13 protein-coding genes and 1 other annotated feature are annotated in these 14,307 nt (G+C 58.4%); of the genes, 4 read left to right on the plus strand and 9 right to left on the minus strand.

What is annotated here, in order from left to right:
* Window positions 1-109 precede the first annotated feature (109 nt).
* The 7 genes from adk to AC6CWS_RS08125 all read right to left on the minus strand — a co-directional run bounded on the left by adk (window position 110) and on the right by AC6CWS_RS08125 (window position 7,037).
* Complete coding sequence (gene adk, locus AC6CWS_RS08095) at window positions 110-754, minus strand: adenylate kinase (protein ID WP_002892184.1); 645 nt, start codon at window positions 752-754, stop codon at window positions 110-112.
* Window positions 755-976: 222 nt separating this feature from the next.
* Window positions 977-2,851, minus strand: coding sequence for a molecular chaperone HtpG (gene htpG, locus AC6CWS_RS08100; protein ID WP_023288652.1), 1,875 nt, complete (start codon window positions 2,849-2,851; stop codon window positions 977-979).
* A gap of 111 nt (window positions 2,852-2,962) precedes the next feature.
* Window positions 2,963-3,568: a recombination mediator RecR gene (gene recR / locus AC6CWS_RS08105; RefSeq protein WP_002892177.1), complete on the minus strand. Its 606-nt coding sequence runs from the start codon at window positions 3,566-3,568 to the stop codon at window positions 2,963-2,965.
* The gene (locus AC6CWS_RS08110) at window positions 3,568-3,900 is read right to left on the minus strand and encodes a YbaB/EbfC family nucleoid-associated protein (RefSeq protein ID WP_008805448.1); all 333 of its coding nucleotides are present in this window, start codon (window positions 3,898-3,900) and stop codon (window positions 3,568-3,570) included. The genes recR and AC6CWS_RS08110 overlap by 1 nt, the downstream gene beginning before the upstream one ends.
* Before the next feature lie 57 nt (window positions 3,901-3,957).
* Window positions 3,958-5,865, minus strand: coding sequence for a DNA polymerase III subunit gamma/tau (dnaX, locus tag AC6CWS_RS08115; protein WP_102004593.1), 1,908 nt, complete (start codon window positions 5,863-5,865; stop codon window positions 3,958-3,960).
* Window positions 4,561-4,625, minus strand: a sequence feature (DnaX frameshifting element). It overlaps the preceding gene by 65 nt.
* Window positions 5,866-5,957: 92 nt before the next feature.
* On the minus strand, window positions 5,958-6,509 hold the full coding sequence (gene apt / locus AC6CWS_RS08120) for an adenine phosphoribosyltransferase (protein WP_023288650.1): 552 nt from the start codon (window positions 6,507-6,509) through the stop codon (window positions 5,958-5,960).
* Window positions 6,510-6,659: 150 nt separating this feature from the next.
* On the minus strand, window positions 6,660-7,037 hold the full coding sequence (locus AC6CWS_RS08125) for a DUF454 family protein (protein ID WP_004204740.1): 378 nt from the start codon (window positions 7,035-7,037) through the stop codon (window positions 6,660-6,662).
* Window positions 7,038-7,105: 68 nt separating this feature from the next.
* Here AC6CWS_RS08125 and priC point away from each other — a divergent pair, with 68 nt between their 5' ends.
* The 3 genes from priC to AC6CWS_RS08140 all read left to right on the plus strand — a co-directional run bounded on the left by priC (window position 7,106) and on the right by AC6CWS_RS08140 (window position 8,786).
* The gene (priC, locus tag AC6CWS_RS08130; protein WP_048296890.1) at window positions 7,106-7,633 is read left to right on the plus strand and encodes a primosomal replication protein N''; all 528 of its coding nucleotides are present in this window, start codon (window positions 7,106-7,108) and stop codon (window positions 7,631-7,633) included.
* 12 nt (window positions 7,634-7,645) lie between these two features.
* A complete protein-coding gene (gene rsmS / locus AC6CWS_RS08135) occupies window positions 7,646-7,819 on the plus strand; it encodes a pleiotropic regulatory protein RsmS (RefSeq protein ID WP_065882808.1) in 174 nt (57 codons plus the stop codon).
* 67 nt (window positions 7,820-7,886) lie between these two features.
* Window positions 7,887-8,786: an Rpn family recombination-promoting nuclease/putative transposase gene (locus tag AC6CWS_RS08140; RefSeq protein ID WP_032454012.1), complete on the plus strand. Its 900-nt coding sequence runs from the start codon at window positions 7,887-7,889 to the stop codon at window positions 8,784-8,786.
* Window positions 8,787-8,821: 35 nt separating this feature from the next.
* Here AC6CWS_RS08140 and mscK read toward each other — a convergent pair whose 3' ends face one another.
* Together mscK and acrR are read right to left on the minus strand one after the other, a co-directional pair.
* Window positions 8,822-12,169: a mechanosensitive channel MscK gene (gene mscK, locus AC6CWS_RS08145; RefSeq protein ID WP_065882809.1), complete on the minus strand. Its 3,348-nt coding sequence runs from the start codon at window positions 12,167-12,169 to the stop codon at window positions 8,822-8,824.
* Between the two features lie 129 nt (window positions 12,170-12,298).
* Window positions 12,299-12,949: a multidrug efflux transporter transcriptional repressor AcrR gene (gene acrR, locus AC6CWS_RS08150; RefSeq protein WP_023288646.1), complete on the minus strand. Its 651-nt coding sequence runs from the start codon at window positions 12,947-12,949 to the stop codon at window positions 12,299-12,301.
* A gap of 142 nt (window positions 12,950-13,091) precedes the next feature.
* Here acrR and acrA point away from each other — a divergent pair, with 142 nt between their 5' ends.
* A complete protein-coding gene (gene acrA / locus AC6CWS_RS08155) occupies window positions 13,092-14,285 on the plus strand; it encodes a multidrug efflux RND transporter periplasmic adaptor subunit AcrA (protein ID WP_023288645.1) in 1,194 nt (397 codons plus the stop codon).
* The last annotated feature ends 22 nt before the right edge of the window (window positions 14,286-14,307 follow it).

Below are 14,307 nucleotides of genomic sequence, written 5' to 3' on the forward strand. Positions count from 1 at the left end.
GAATCGCAGCCAATTGTAGCTGAAATGGCGCTAAACGGAACCAATCATAGCAAAAGGTAGGAATGAGAGAAGTTCTCATCCTGCCGCAGCAGGATGAGAAAAGGCTTTATCAGCCGAGGATTTTTTCCAGTTCGGCGCGCACGTCAGCCACCGCTTTGGTGCCGTCGACTTTGGCGTATTTGGTGTTGCCCGCCTGCGCTTCTTTGGTGTAGTAGCCGATCAGCGGCGCCGTCATCTGATGATATTCCACCAGACGCTTACGCACGGTCTCTTCCTGGTCGTCTTTACGGGTGGTCAGCTCTTCGCCGGTCACGTCGTCTTTGCCTTCCACCTTCGGCGGATTAAATTTGATGTGGTATACGCGACCGGATGCCGCGTGAACGCGACGGCCAACGATGCGGTCGACGATCAGTTCGTCCGGCACATCGAATTCCAGCACGTAATCAACGGTAATGCCCGCTTCTTTCATGGCGTCAGCCTGCGGAATAGTGCGCGGGAAGCCGTCCAGCAGGAAGCCGTTACGGCAATCTTCCTGGGCGATACGCTCTTTAACCAGCGCGATAACCAGCTCATCGGTCACCAGCTTGCCGGCGTCCATGATGTCTTTCGCTTGCTTACCGAGCTCGGAGCCGGATTTTACCGCAGCGCGCAGCATATCGCCGGTGGAGATTTGCGGAATACCGTATTTCTCCATGATGAACTGAGCCTGAGTTCCTTTACCCGCGCCCGGAGCGCCAAGCAGAATAATACGCATTACGAAAATCCCCTCAAAAGTCGATTCAATTTTTCAAAAACGCTAAACCATACCACCAGAACGGCGATGGCTCAAGGAAGGCGGTGCGGCTGAAACGGTTAATGGTGAGATATTTTATGCCATCCAATGTGAAATGCCCCGCCGGAGCAAATCGCTCAGACGGGGCATTTATCCCGTTCCCGGCGTCGCGTCGCTCGGCCGGGCTACTCATTCAGGTTCGCGTCAGGAAGCCAGCAGCTGGTTCATACGGCGGATAAACTGGTTCGGATCTTCCAGCGTGCCGCGCTCGGCCAGCAGCGCCTGATCCAGCAGCAGTTCCACCCATTCGCCGAACTGCGCGTCATCCTGGGTATCGGCTGCGCGTTTCACCAGCTGATGCGCCGGGTTCAGTTCGAAGATGTATTTCACTTCCGGCGCCGCCTGGCCCGCAGCCGCGAACAGCTTCGCCATCTGGGTGCTCATCTCGTCGGCATCGGTGGTGACAATCGCCGGGGTGTCGGTCAGACGATGGGTCAGACGCACCTCTTTGACCCGGTCGCCAAGCAGGTTTTTCACACGCTCAACGAACGGCTCCAGCGCTTTTTCGGCTTCTTTGGTGGACTCGTCCACTTCGTCCGCCAGTTTGTCCAGCGACTCGTCGGCTTTAGCGACAGACTGGAACGCTTTGCCGTCGAATTCGGTCAGGTAGCTCATCATCCACTCGTCGATGCGATCGGAGAGCAGCAGCACTTCGATCCCTTTCTTACGCAGCAGTTCGAGGTGTGGGCTGCTTTTCGCCGCCGCATAGCTGTCGGCTGTGATGTAGTAGATCTTCTCCTGACCGTCTTTCATACGCGAGACGTACTCTTCCAGCGACACGGTCTGCGCGGAGGAGTCGGTATGGGTGGTCGCGAAGCGCAGCAGTTTGGCGATCGCCTCCTGGTTGCTCGGATCTTCCGCCGGGCCCTCTTTCAACACCAGGCCGAACTGTTTCCAGAAAGTCTGATATTTTTCGGCGTCGTCTTTCGCCAGCTTATCCAGCATCTGCAGCGCGCGTTTGGTCAGCGCGGTGCGCAGGTTACGGGTCACGCTGCTGTCCTGCAGGATTTCACGGGAGACGTTCAGCGGCAGATCGTTGGAGTCTATCAGGCCGCGTACGAAGCGCAGGTAGTTCGGCATAAACTGCTCGGCGTCGTCCATAATGAACACGCGCTGGACGTACAGCTTCAGGCCGTGTTTATGATCGCGGTTCCACATATCCCACGGCGCCTGCGACGGGATATACAGCAGGCTGGTGTACTCCTGCTTACCTTCCACGCGGTTGTGGCTCCAGGTCAGCGGGTCGCTGTAGTCATGGGCAATGTGCTTATAGAACTCTTTGTACTCGTCGTCGTTAACTTCAGACTTGCTGCGGGTCCACAGGGCCTGCGCCTTGTTGATTTTTTCCCAGCTGATAACGGTTTCGCCGTCTTTCTCTTCCTGTTTTTCAATCTCAACCGGCAGCGCGATGTGGTCGGAATACTTGCTGATGATGGAGCGCACGCGCCAGTCGTTGAGGAAATCGTCCTCACCTTCACGCAGATGCAGGGTGATTTCGGTCCCGCGATCGGCTTTGGTGATGTCGGCCACGGTATATTCCCCTTCGCCGGCGGATTCCCAGAACACGCCGTTTTCAGGTTTATCGCCTGCCGCACGGGTGCGCACGGTCACTTTATCTGCCACGATGAAGGCCGAATAGAAGCCGACGCCGAACTGGCCAATCAGCTGGCTATCTTTTGCCTGGTCGGAACCCATGGATTCCAGGAACGCTTTGGTGCCGGATTTGGCGATGGTGCCGAGATGGTCGATAACCTCTTCCCGGTTCATGCCGATACCGTTATCGGCGATGGTCAGGGTACGGTTGTCTTTATCAAACGAAACCCGCACGCGCAGCTCGCCGTCTCCCTCATACAAATCCGGCTGCGACAGCGCGCGGAAACGCAGCTTATCGGCCGCATCAGAGGCGTTGGAAATCAGCTCACGCAGAAAGATTTCTTTGTTGGAATAGAGGGAATGGATCATCAGGTGCAGAAGCTGTTTTACTTCTGACTGAAAACCACGAGTTTCTTGTCCTTTCATCTGATTCAACCTCAACAATGCCATTTTAAATGGGTAAAAAACCGTTGAGTGGGAGATGGGGACAGCGGGGAAATTTTTCAAGCGGAGGCGGCGATGGCCGCCTCCATTTGCTCAGAAAGTAATCTTGTGGCGACCGGCCAGCGAGTGGGACAGCGTGGTGCCGTCGACCATCTCCAGCTCGCCGCCCACCGGCACGCCGTGGGCGATTCGGCTGGCGTCGACGCCATACTGCGCGCACAGCTCAGCGATGTAGTTGGCCGTCGCCTCGCCCTCAACGGTCGGGTTGGTGGCAAGGATCACCTCGGTGATCGACTCCGCCTCCAGCCGTTGTTCCAGGCGATCGAGCCCGATGTCGTCAGGCCCGATGCCGTCGAGCGGCGACAGGTGCCCCATCAGCACGAAGTAGCGGCCGGAATACTGCCCGGTCTGCTCAATGGCGTAGATGTCCGCCGGACTCTCCACCACGCAGATTTGGCCGTTTTCCTGGCGACGCGGGTTGCTGCAGATATTGCACACCTCCTGCTCGGTGAAGGTGCGGCAATCGGCGCAGTGGCCGATCTCCGACATCGCGCGCGTCAGCGCCTGCGCCAGACGCATCCCGCCGCTGCGATCGCGCTGCAGCAGGGTAAACGCCATGCGCTGCGCGGACTTCGGGCCGACGCCCGGCAGACAGCGCAGCGCTTCCATAAGCTGAGTTAACAGCGGGCTGGTTTGCATCAGAACGGCATCTTGAAGCCTGGCGGCAGCTGCATACCGGCAGAGACGGAAGCCATCTTCTCTTTCTGGGTCTCTTCGATACGGCGCGCGGCGTCGTTGAACGCGGCAGCCACCAGATCTTCCAGCATCTCTTTGTCATCTTCCAGCAGGCTTGGGTCGATCTCCACGCGGCGGCAGTTGTGCGCGCCGTTGATGGTCACTTTCACCAGACCCGCGCCGGACTCGCCGGTCACTTCCAGCTGAGCGATCTCTTCCTGCATCTTCTGCATTTTGTCTTGCATCTGCTGGGCCTGCTTCATCAGGTTACCCAGGCCGCCTTTTCCACCAAACATAGGCTTCTCTCTCAGTCAGTCATCATTAAAGGTACTGACTGCAAGTCAAACTTGCAGTCAAATGGGGCGGATACTCTCTTCATCCAGATCGGCGTCGAAGAAACGACGCAGGGTCTGAATGTTATTATCCGCAATAATCGCGTCGCGCGCCTGCGCGAGCTTCTCTTCATAAATAGCCTGCCGCCACTCCAGCGGCGTGCGCATCGCGGGATTATCGTCTTCCACGATGGTCAATTCAACCGGCGTACCGTACAACACCCCCAGCGCTTCAGCCAGCTTTTGCTGCGCGCCGGCGGAATTGAGGTGGCGCTGACTGGGGCGCAGATGCAGACAGACGCGATTGCCCTCCTGCTCTTTCCACGCGTTGAGCGCCACCTGCTCGACCAGCTTCGGTACCGCCAGCTGGCTCACTTCCGCCGCCCAGCTGTCGCGCTCGACCGCTTCAACGGCAAGCTTAGCCGCCAGCTCCGGCGTTTTTTCATGCTCCAGCGCTTTTTTCAGCGCTTTAGGCGTGGCGACTTCGACTTTGGTCTCTTCAACCACCGTCGTCGCCTTCCAGCGATAGGCCTCTTTCTTCGCCGGGGCCTGCTCCAGCGCCGCCGCGGCCGGACGAGCCTGGACGCGCTCGGTAATCGAACTCAGTCGCTCCAGCGCAGCGTTATTCACCGGCCGCGCGCGGGAAGCGGCTGCCGGTTCACTCTTTTTTGGGGTGGTTGCTCCCTGGCTGCGCTGCAGGTGGCTGCGGGCCGCCAGCACCTGGCTGGTGGTCGGCGGCAAACTCTGCGGCGGCTGCGGCGGCGGCGCTGCGGGGGAAACCGGCTGGCGCGGCGCGGGCGCGGCGGCCTGTGCCGGCTGCACCTCCGGCTCGGGCAGCGGCTTACGCGGATGAAACGCCAGGGCGCGCAGCAGCGTCATTTCGACGCCCATCCGCCGGTCCGGGGCATAGGGCAGCTCTTTGCGGCCAATCAGCAGCGTTTGGTAGTAGAGCTGAACGTCGCCCGGCGGTACGGTGCGCGCCAGTTCGCGCATTCGCACTTCGACCGCGGCCATGTCGGCGCCCAGCGCCGAAGGGGACAGCTGAACCATGGCGATGCGGTGCAGCAGGCTCTGCATCTCCACCAGCAGCGCCTCCCATTCAACGCCGCGCGCGGCGGCGTCATTGACGCCCGCCATGACCCGCTCGCCATCGGCGGCGGCCAGGGCTTCAATCAGCGACAGCGCCTGATCGTCATCGAGGGTGCCGAGCATGGCGCTCACCGACGCCGCCGTCAGTTGCCCTTCTCCACTGGCAATAGCCTGATCGGTCAGACTTAAGGCATCACGCAGGCTGCCGTCGGCGGCGCGCGACAGGAGCTGCAGCGCGCGGGGCTCGGAGGCAATCTGCTCTTCGCCAAGAATATGCTCCAGCTGATGGCGGATCTGTTCAACGTCCAGCGCCTTCAGGTGGAACTGCAGGCAGCGGGATAAGATCGTCACCGGCAGCTTCTGCGGATCCGTCGTCGCCAGCAGGAATTTGACGTGCGCCGGCGGCTCCTCCAGCGTCTTTAATAACGCGTTGAAGCTGTGGCGCGACAGCATATGGACTTCGTCGATGAGATAGACCTTAAAGCGGCCGCGGGCCGGCGCGTACTGGACGTTATCCAGCAGGTCGCGAGTATCTTCGACTTTGGTTCGCGAGGCGGCGTCAATCTCAATCAGATCGACAAAGCGCCCCTGTTCTATTTCCCGGCAGTTATCGCACACGCCGCAGGGGGTGGCGGTGATGCCGGTTTCACAGTTTAACCCTTTCGCCAGCAGGCGGGCGATGGAAGTCTTACCGACCCCGCGGGTACCGGAAAAGAGATAAGCGTGATGAATGCGCCCTAACGACAAGCCGTTCGCCAGTGCGGTCAGCACATGTTCCTGGCCGACGACGTCAGCAAAGGTTTGTGGGCGCCATTTACGGGCTAAGACCTGATAACTCATGGGCTGGCTCTGAAACGCTGGAAGGTGAAATCACGAAGGGGTCATGCTATCACAGCCCCGCCCGATCGGCGAGGCTATGTGGAGGGATTTGCTTAGTGGCCCGGGAACGGCACCAGACTGTAGCAGTGGACCCCCAGCTTCTCCAGGCGCTGTTCGCCGCCCAGATCGAAGAGATTGATAATGAAAGCGGCATCCTGTACTTCGCCGCCGAGACGGCGGATCAGTTTGACCGTCGCGTCGATGGTTCCGCCGGTCGCCAGCAGATCGTCCACCACCAGCACTTTGTCGCCCGGTTTGATGGCGTCAACGTGGATCTCCAGCTGATCGGTGCCGTACTCCAGCTCATAGCTCTCAGCGATGGTTTCACGCGGCAACTTACGCGGCTTGCGTACCGGAACAAAGCCCACGCCCAGCGCCAGCGCAACCGGTGCGCCGAAAAGGAAGCCACGCGCCTCAGTCCCTACCACTTTGGTAATTCCCGCGTCTTTGTAGCGCTCGGTCAGCAGTTCAATGCTGAGCGCGTAAGCTTTCGGGTCTTCCAGTAAACTGGTGACATCGCGGAAAAGAATGCCAGGTTTTGGATAATCCTCGATACTCTGGATGCTGTTCTTCAGATATTCAAGCTGCTGTGCAGTTGCGGTCATAAGTGTATGCCTGATTGAAACGGTGTTACCCACGGGCGTGCAAAAGGGGCCAAAGAAACATTTGTTTAACCTTTGACCAGGCTTACCCGCGCTCGAAAACGCCAGAATTTACTGGCTGTCAGCAACAATTGCAACAGGCATTATTGCGCATCAGTGCTTTTGTTGCTTTGCGTCAACCACCGGAATGCGCCACATAAAGATCAGCAGACAGGCCAGAATGACCAACAGCATGATGCGCACCCACGTAAGCTTAACCAGCCACAGCGAAATAGCAAAAGTCGCCACGATCATGGCAATGGCGCGCGGCTTGGCGCCGCGGGGCATTGCGCGGTACTGCTGCCAGTGGCGAAGATAGCCGCCGAACCATGAGCGATACAGCAGCCACTGGTGAAAGCGTGGCGATGAGCGGGCAAAGCACCAGGCGGCGAGCAGAATAAACGGCGTCGTCGGCAGCAACGGTAAGAAGACGCCCAGCGTACCCAGCGCTACCGCCAGCCAGCCGATAATGGTTAAAATAACAGGTGGCATAATGCGAATCGTTATCAACAGATACGGCTACTGTAGCACAGTTGGCTGATGGAAAATGGAGGGGGTGGGTGAAAACAGCTCAACTTTTACAAACGCTGAACAATCAGCTCAGCGAGCTGGCCGCGCTGGTGGCGCCGCTGGCGGAGCACGCGACCCTCAGCCCGCGCTTTGACCGTCAGCTCTTCCACACCCGCAGCACGCTGATGCAGGCCTATCTGGCGGAAGCCCAACACAACTTCAGCCAGCTCCGCCAGGCTGTCGAGCGCCAGCAGCTGCCGCAGGTAGCCTGGATCGCCGAGCGGCTGGCGGCGCAAATCGCCGCGCTGCGTCGCGAAACCGCCACCTGGTCGCTGCGCAGTTGGGACCATGCCTCGCCAACGCTGAGCCGCTGGCAGCGCCGTCGCCTGCAGCATCAGGAGTATGAGCGCCGCCTGCTGGCGATGCGCGACCAACGCCAGCGCCAGCTGACGCAGGCTACCAGCCTTGACGAGCAGCAGCGGCTGGCCAGCGAAGTCGAGGTCTACAGCGGACGGCTGGCGCGCTGTCGACAGGCGCTGGACAAGATTGAAAACGTACTGGCGCGGCTGACGCGCTAACAGGAGAGTCCGATGTCGCTGGAAAATGCCCCCGATGAGGTCAAACTGGCCGTCGATTTAATCATGTTGCTGGAGTCGCATCAGATCCCAGCGCAAACGGTGTTGGACGCGCTGGAAATTGTCAGGCGGGATTATGCAAACAAGTTAAAAAACACGGAAAGCGCCTCGCAAACGCCGCAGAAGTAAGATGTTGCCCACGACGACGTGCTGGCAGAGTGCTCCTCTGCGCATGACGCCGATGGAGGCAATATTGATGGAAAAGGTCAGTCAAACCCCGCACGATGCGGTTTTTCGCCAGATGCTGATGCATCAGGCGGTGGCGAAGGATTTCCTGCAGCTGTATCTGCCCGCGCCGTTTCTGGCAATTTGCGAGCTGGATTCACTGCAGCTGGTCTCCGGTAGCTTTGTTGAAGAGGACCTGCGCGCCAGCTATTCCGATATCCTTTACTCACTGCGCACCCGCCACGGACCGGGCTATGTTTACGCGCTGATTGAGCACCAGAGTACCCCGGACAAGCTGATGGCGTTTCGCCTGCTGCGCTACGCGCTGGCCGCCATGCAGCGTCATCTGGACGCTGGCCACGACACGCTGCCGCTGGTGGTGCCAATTCTGTTTTATCACGGCAAGGTCAGCCCCTGGCCCTGGCCCCGCAACTGGCAACAGCTATTCGCCGAACCGGCGCTGGCGAAGGCGCTCTATAGCGGTGATTTTCCGCTGGTGGACCTCACCGTTATGCCAGATAATCAGATCGTCCGTCATCGGCGTATGGCCATGCTGGAGCTGTTGCAAAAGCATATCCGCCATCGCGATCTGGCCGAGCTGCAGGTGCCGCTGATTGCGCTGATGACGCAAGGCTATCTGACAGAAGCGCAGTTAAATACGCTGCTGCGCTATATGTTGCAGGCGGGTACCACGGAACATCCGGGGGCGCTGATCCGCGCGCTGGCGGCGCAGTCGCCCAGACATAAGGAGCTGATGATGACCATTGCCGAATGGCTGGAAGAGAAAGGCCGTAAACAGGGGCAGCAGGAGGGCGAGCAGGAAGCCACTCGCAGCATCGCCGCCAGAATGCTGGCGCGCGGCCTCGAACGTCAAATCGTGCGGGAACTCACCGGGCTTAGCGACGAAGAGCTCGCCGCGCTGACGCCCTGATGCAGCAGGGGCGGCTTTGCGCCGCCCCTTTTCAGTTAAGACGCGACGGAGGGAGCTAAATCGTCACCCTTTCCGTCCCGCTTCACTTCCGTGACCTCGTCGCCCTTTTCATTTCGCAGATGGACTTCCAGCTGGTTAAAGGCAATGTTGATGTCATTCTCCCGGCACAGACGGTCGATGGCGCGGTTGAGCTCATCCACCGTGTAGCTGCGATCGCGCAGTTCACGGACATACAGACGCAGTTCATGATCCAGGGTACTGGCTCCGAAGGTGGTGAAGAAGACCGCTGGCGCTGGCTCCTGCATCACTTTCGGATGATCGTGCGCGACCTTCAGCAGCACCTCCTTCACCTTATCCAGATCGGAACCGTAGGCGACGCCGAGGCGGATCACCACACGGGTCACGGTGTCGGAGAGCGACCAGTTGATCAAGCGCTCGGTAACGAACGCCTTGTTCGGGATGATCACCTCTTTACGATCGAAGTCGGTGATGGTGGTGGCGCGAATACGGATTTTGCTTACCGTACCGGAGAAGGTGCCGATAGTCACCGTATCCCCAATGCGCACCGGACGTTCGAACAAAATAATCAGGCCGGAGACGAAGTTACCGAAGATCTCCTGCAGACCAAAACCTAAACCAACCGACAGCGCGGCCGCCAGCCACTGCAGTTTATCCCATGAGACGCCCAGCGACCCGAATACCGTCATCGCCCCGATGGCGATAATCGCATAGTTAAGAATGGTGGTGATGGCGTAGGAAGTCCCCTGGCGCATGTTGAGCCGCGACAGGACCAGCACCTCCAGCAGCCCCGGCAGGTTGCGGATCAGCGCCCAGGCAACCATCGACGCCACAATGGCAAACAGCAGGCTGCCCATCGTGACGCTGCGCACCACGCTGGCCCCTGCCTCGGTGCCGTTGTAATGCCAGAGAGTAATGCTGTCGAGGTAGGCGAAAACGGTGATCAAATCCGACCAAATCGCCCAGAACATGACCGCGAACAGCGCGATCATCACCAGCATGGTGATGCGTAACGTCTGCTGGTTGACCTGCTCGAGGGCGATAGTCGGCTCCTCCTGCGGCTCGGCGCCTTCCGCGCCCTCCTTCACCAGATGCTGACGGCGCGCCAGCGCCCGGCGCCAGGCGATGCGCCGCGCCGCCACGCTCAGGCCGCGCAGTACAGTCTGGTACAGCAGGTTCCAGATCATGACCAGATAGACGGTCTCGATCCAGCGTCCCGCCAGGCGCAGCGTGGTGTAGAAGTAGCCGGTCGCCGTCAGCACCATCAGGGCCACCGGAACGATAGACAGCACTGTGATCGTCAGCAGGCGCAGGCTGTGCGACTCTTTATCGCGCCAGCTTTCCCGGCACATCGGCCAGACCAGCACCGCTATCAGCAGTAAGTTGAAGAAAATCACCAGCTGCCCCAGCACGTCGTCCATCAGGTTCAGCGGCGACAGCTCGGAAATCACCGACCAGAAATTCAGCGGCAGCAGCGCCAGGCTGACGCGAACAATCTGCCGCCGCCAGTGGCTGGTCAATTGCGCCGGCATATTAAAGTGGCTGACCGCTACGCCGTTCTTTTCCAGCACTTTCCAGCACAGGCCAAACACCAGCCAGAACATCGCCAGCTTTTTACTGTACGCCCACAACAGAGCACTGATATTGAGCTGCATGGTGAGTAAGATCAGGCCAATCGCCAGAATCACCAGCACCACCGGTAAGGCGCGGATCAGGTCGATAAGGATCGCCTTCGGCGTATGCAGTTGGGTATCATTGCGCAGCTGGCCTACCTGGGAAGCAAGCTTTGCCTGATAATCCTTGAGCCACTGCAAACGCCAGCGGATCAGGCCGGCAATCAGCAGCAGCGGTAATCCGGCAAGAAAAGCGACAAACACCGCCGGCCACGCTTTTTCCCAGTTCACGGTGATTTTCATCGCCTTAAACTGACCTTTCAGCGCTTCCGGGAAGGCCTTAATCCACTCCCAGTCCATCGGTTTATTGCTGTTCACCCAGAAAATTTGCTGGGTCAGAATTTCTTTCAGGCTGCTCGAGACGCTCATCAACTGCTGCTGGTTGATCTGCAGGTTGATGGCAATCATCAGCTGATTCCCCAGCTGTTTATTGAACTGGTCGAGCAGCTCCCGGCGCATGTCGATCACTTCCAGCAGCGCGGCGTGCACTTCATCGTTTACTTCGGCGCTGTGCCCCTCTTCCAGCTTAGCGACATAGGCATCGCTCTGGAACAGCGCGTCGCGTTTCTGATTCACCTCGAACTGTTCGAGCCGCAGATCGGCAATGCGATTGGTCATATCCTGCAGCTCATCCGCCGACGGCAGCGTCTGCTGCTGCTGGTAGAGAATGCGCGACAGCAGCAGGCTGCCCTTGAGCACGGAAATTTGCTCTTTAATATCCCGCTCAGACTGCAGGGCGCGGTCGAGCCAGTTCTTCACCTGAATATTGCGCTGCACCAGCTGGTTGCCGTTCTCCGTCGCCTGAATCAGTTTCTCGCTCAGCTGGTGGTTGATATCCAGCTCCTGCTTGACCAGCGGGTTGGCCTGAATACGCGCCGTTTCGTCGGGCGTGACCGCCTCCTGGGCGGTTTTCTCAGTCAGCGTCAGCCGCTTGCTGTTCACCGCCTCCTGCAGCAACTGCAGCTGATGCTCCAGCCGGTTGCTCCAGGCGGTGACGTAGTCACGCTGCTTCTGCAGGGTATCCTGCAGCACCGTATTGCCTTCGAGGCTCTTGCGCTGCTGCTCGATCTGCGCGTTAAGCAACGCCTGCTGGGCCTGCAGCAGCACCAGCTGGGTCGGACGCAGAGTCTCATCGCCCACCGAGGTGCCATTCAGACGATTGCGGATCTGCTGCAGCTGCTGGGAGGCTTTGTACATCGCATTTTGCACGCGTTCCGGCTGCGTTTGCAGGGAAACCAACTGGCTGTTGTAGGTCGCCAGGTCGTTTTGCGCATTCTGCAGATCGTCCAGCGTTTGGGTGACGCGCGATTCCAGCTGACGCAGGGAGAGCGTGCTCAGCGTTTTGCGCGTCGCGTCGTCGTTCGGGACATCACTCAGATTGTTAAGGCTGTCCACCGCCTGGCGCAGCTTCGCCGGGGCTTGCTCGACCTGCTGGCGGAGCTGCGTCGTCTCGCTCTTGATGCGATCGATTTTATCCAGCGTTTCCAGGGTCTGGGTCAAATCCTGCTGGACCAGTTTGTCCTGCGGAGTCAGTTCTTTTTGCTTGTTTAAGGTATTGAGCTGACTCTGCACCTCCGCCCGGTCAGGGAGGTCCGCGGCGCGGCCCTGAACTGGACTGAAAAGGCCAATAAAACAGAGCAGCATAATGATAAAGATGAACGTGGCGCGTTGCCTGGAGATCGTGTGCAGCATAGTTAATATGAATGAATGCAAATGCCGGAGAATACCGGGGGTCGTCGCAAGCGCGAAGAATAGCACTTCTCATCGCTGGCGAATAGCGGCGAACGGCGCTAAAAATTCACGTCCCCCCGCGCGCGACGTTTACGCTGACAGGTTCTCCGGGCCGCGCAGCGTGGGGCAGAACTGATACATCTCCAGCAGGATGGCGACATAGTCGCGCGCTTCCGCATGCAGGTCGAACGAGTCGGGGGCAAACAGCCAGTTCTCCATCAGGCCGGAAAGATAGCTGCGCATTAAAATCGCCGCTCGCCGGGTGAGTAAATTGGCGGGCAACAGCTTCGCGGCGATGCACTCTTTCAAGGTCTGCTCGATGCGTTCGTAGCTCGCCAGGGATAACTGCCGCTGGGCCTGCTGCACCACGGTCATTTCACCGACGAATTCACACTTATGGAAGATAATCTCCATCATCAACCGACGGCGCTCCTCTGTCACCGTCGCTTCAAGAACATAGACTAATATCTCCCTGATAACAGAGAGTGGATCGTTAGGGAATTTTGCCCGATACTCAATTTCGAGATCGCTAATACTGGCGTCTGACAGCTCCCAAATTTCGTTGAATAAATCTGATTTATTCTTGAAATGCCAGTAGATAGCCCCCCTCGTTACACCCGCAGCTTTTGCAATTGTTGCCAACGAGGTAGATGATACGCCTTGCTGCGAAAACAGACGCAGAGCAACATCCAGAATCAGTTGCCGGGTTTCACGTGCCTGTTGTTTGGTTTTTCGTGCCATAGGTTAATGACTTTACAGAGGTTACGTTTACATACATTTGTGAATGTATGTACCATAGCACGACCATAATAGAAAGACTGTAGTGGGTTTGTGGTTGTTTGAGCCACTGAACATTTTGAAATTGGACACTCGAGGTTTACATATGAACAAAAACAGAGGGTTAACGCCTCTGGCGGTCGTTCTGATGCTCTCAGGCAGCTTAGCGCTAACAGGATGTGACGATAAACCGGCTCAACAGGGAGCCCAGCACATGCCGGAAGTCGGTATTGTGACGCTCAAATCCGCACCTCTACAAATGACCACCGAACTGCCAGGCCGCACCAGCGCCTATCGCATTGCGGAAGTCCGCCCTCAGGTCAGTGGCATTATTTTGAAACGTAACTTCGTCGAAGGTAGCGATATCCAGGCGGGCGTCTCCCTGTATCAGATCGATCCAGCCACCTATCAGGCCAGCTATGACAGCGCCAAAGGCGACCTGGCAAAAGCCCAGGCGGCGGCAAACATGGATCAACTGACGGTCAAGCGTTATCAGAAACTGTTAGGCACTAAGTATATCAGTCAACAAGACTACGATACCGCCGTCGCGACGGCGCAGCAGAGCAATGCGGCCGTGGTCGCGGCAAAAGCGGCCGTGGAAACCGCGCGCATCAATCTGGCCTACACCAAAGTCACCTCGCCGATCAGCGGCCGCATTGGTAAATCCGCGGTGACCGAAGGGGCGCTGGTGCAGAATGGTCAGTCAACCGCTCTGGCAACCGTTCAGCAGCTGGATCCGATCTATGTTGACGTCACCCAGTCGAGCAATGATTTCCTGCGCCTGAAACAGGAGCTGGCCGATGGCCGTCTGAAACAGGAAAACGGTAAAGCGAAAGTGGAGCTGGTGACTAACGACGGTCTTAAGTATCCGCAGTCCGGCACCCTGGAGTTCTCGGATGTGACCGTCGACCAGACCACCGGCTCTATCACGCTGCGCGCCATTTTCCCCAACCCGGATCACACCCTGTTACCGGGGATGTTTGTCCGCGCGCGTCTGGAAGAAGGGGTTAACCCTGACGCCCTGCTGGTGCCGCAACAGGGCGTGACCCGTACGCCGCGCGGTGACGCCAGCGTCATGGTAGTGGGTGAAGGCGATAAGGTCGAAGTCCGCCAGGTCACTGCTTCTCAAGCGATTGGCGATAAATGGCTGGTCACTGACGGTCTGAAATCCGGCGATCGCGTTATCGTCACCGGCCTGCAAAAAATCAAACCAGGCGTGCAGGTAAAAGCGCAGGAAGTAGCTTCTGATGATAAACAGCAAGCCGCAGGCAACGCGCCATCAGAACAAACCAAGTCTTAACTTAAACAGGAGCCGTTAAGAC

This window comes from Klebsiella sp. M041, from assembly GCF_059759695.1.

Excerpts from the sequence above, each read along its gene's own strand:
- adk (WP_002892184.1), bottom strand. The coding sequence starts at position 754 with ATGCGTATTATTCTGCTTGGCGCTCCGGGCGCGGGTAAAGGAACTCAG.
- htpG (WP_023288652.1), bottom strand. The coding sequence starts at position 2,851 with ATGAAAGGACAAGAAACTCGTGGTTTTCAGTCAGAAGTAAAACAGCTT.
- recR (WP_002892177.1), bottom strand. The coding sequence starts at position 3,568 with ATGCAAACCAGCCCGCTGTTAACTCAGCTTATGGAAGCGCTGCGCTGT.
- AC6CWS_RS08110 (WP_008805448.1), bottom strand. The coding sequence starts at position 3,900 with ATGTTTGGTGGAAAAGGCGGCCTGGGTAACCTGATGAAGCAGGCCCAG.
- dnaX (WP_102004593.1), bottom strand. The coding sequence starts at position 5,865 with ATGAGTTATCAGGTCTTAGCCCGTAAATGGCGCCCACAAACCTTTGCT.
- apt (WP_023288650.1), bottom strand. The coding sequence starts at position 6,509 with ATGACCGCAACTGCACAGCAGCTTGAATATCTGAAGAACAGCATCCAG.
- AC6CWS_RS08125 (WP_004204740.1), bottom strand. The coding sequence starts at position 7,037 with ATGCCACCTGTTATTTTAACCATTATCGGCTGGCTGGCGGTAGCGCTG.
- rsmS (WP_065882808.1), top strand. The coding sequence starts at position 7,646 with ATGTCGCTGGAAAATGCCCCCGATGAGGTCAAACTGGCCGTCGATTTA.
- AC6CWS_RS08140 (WP_032454012.1), top strand. The coding sequence starts at position 7,887 with ATGGAAAAGGTCAGTCAAACCCCGCACGATGCGGTTTTTCGCCAGATG.
- mscK (WP_065882809.1), bottom strand. The coding sequence starts at position 12,169 with ATGCTGCACACGATCTCCAGGCAACGCGCCACGTTCATCTTTATCATT.
- acrR (WP_023288646.1), bottom strand. The coding sequence starts at position 12,949 with ATGGCACGAAAAACCAAACAACAGGCACGTGAAACCCGGCAACTGATT.
- acrA (WP_023288645.1), top strand. The coding sequence starts at position 13,092 with ATGAACAAAAACAGAGGGTTAACGCCTCTGGCGGTCGTTCTGATGCTC.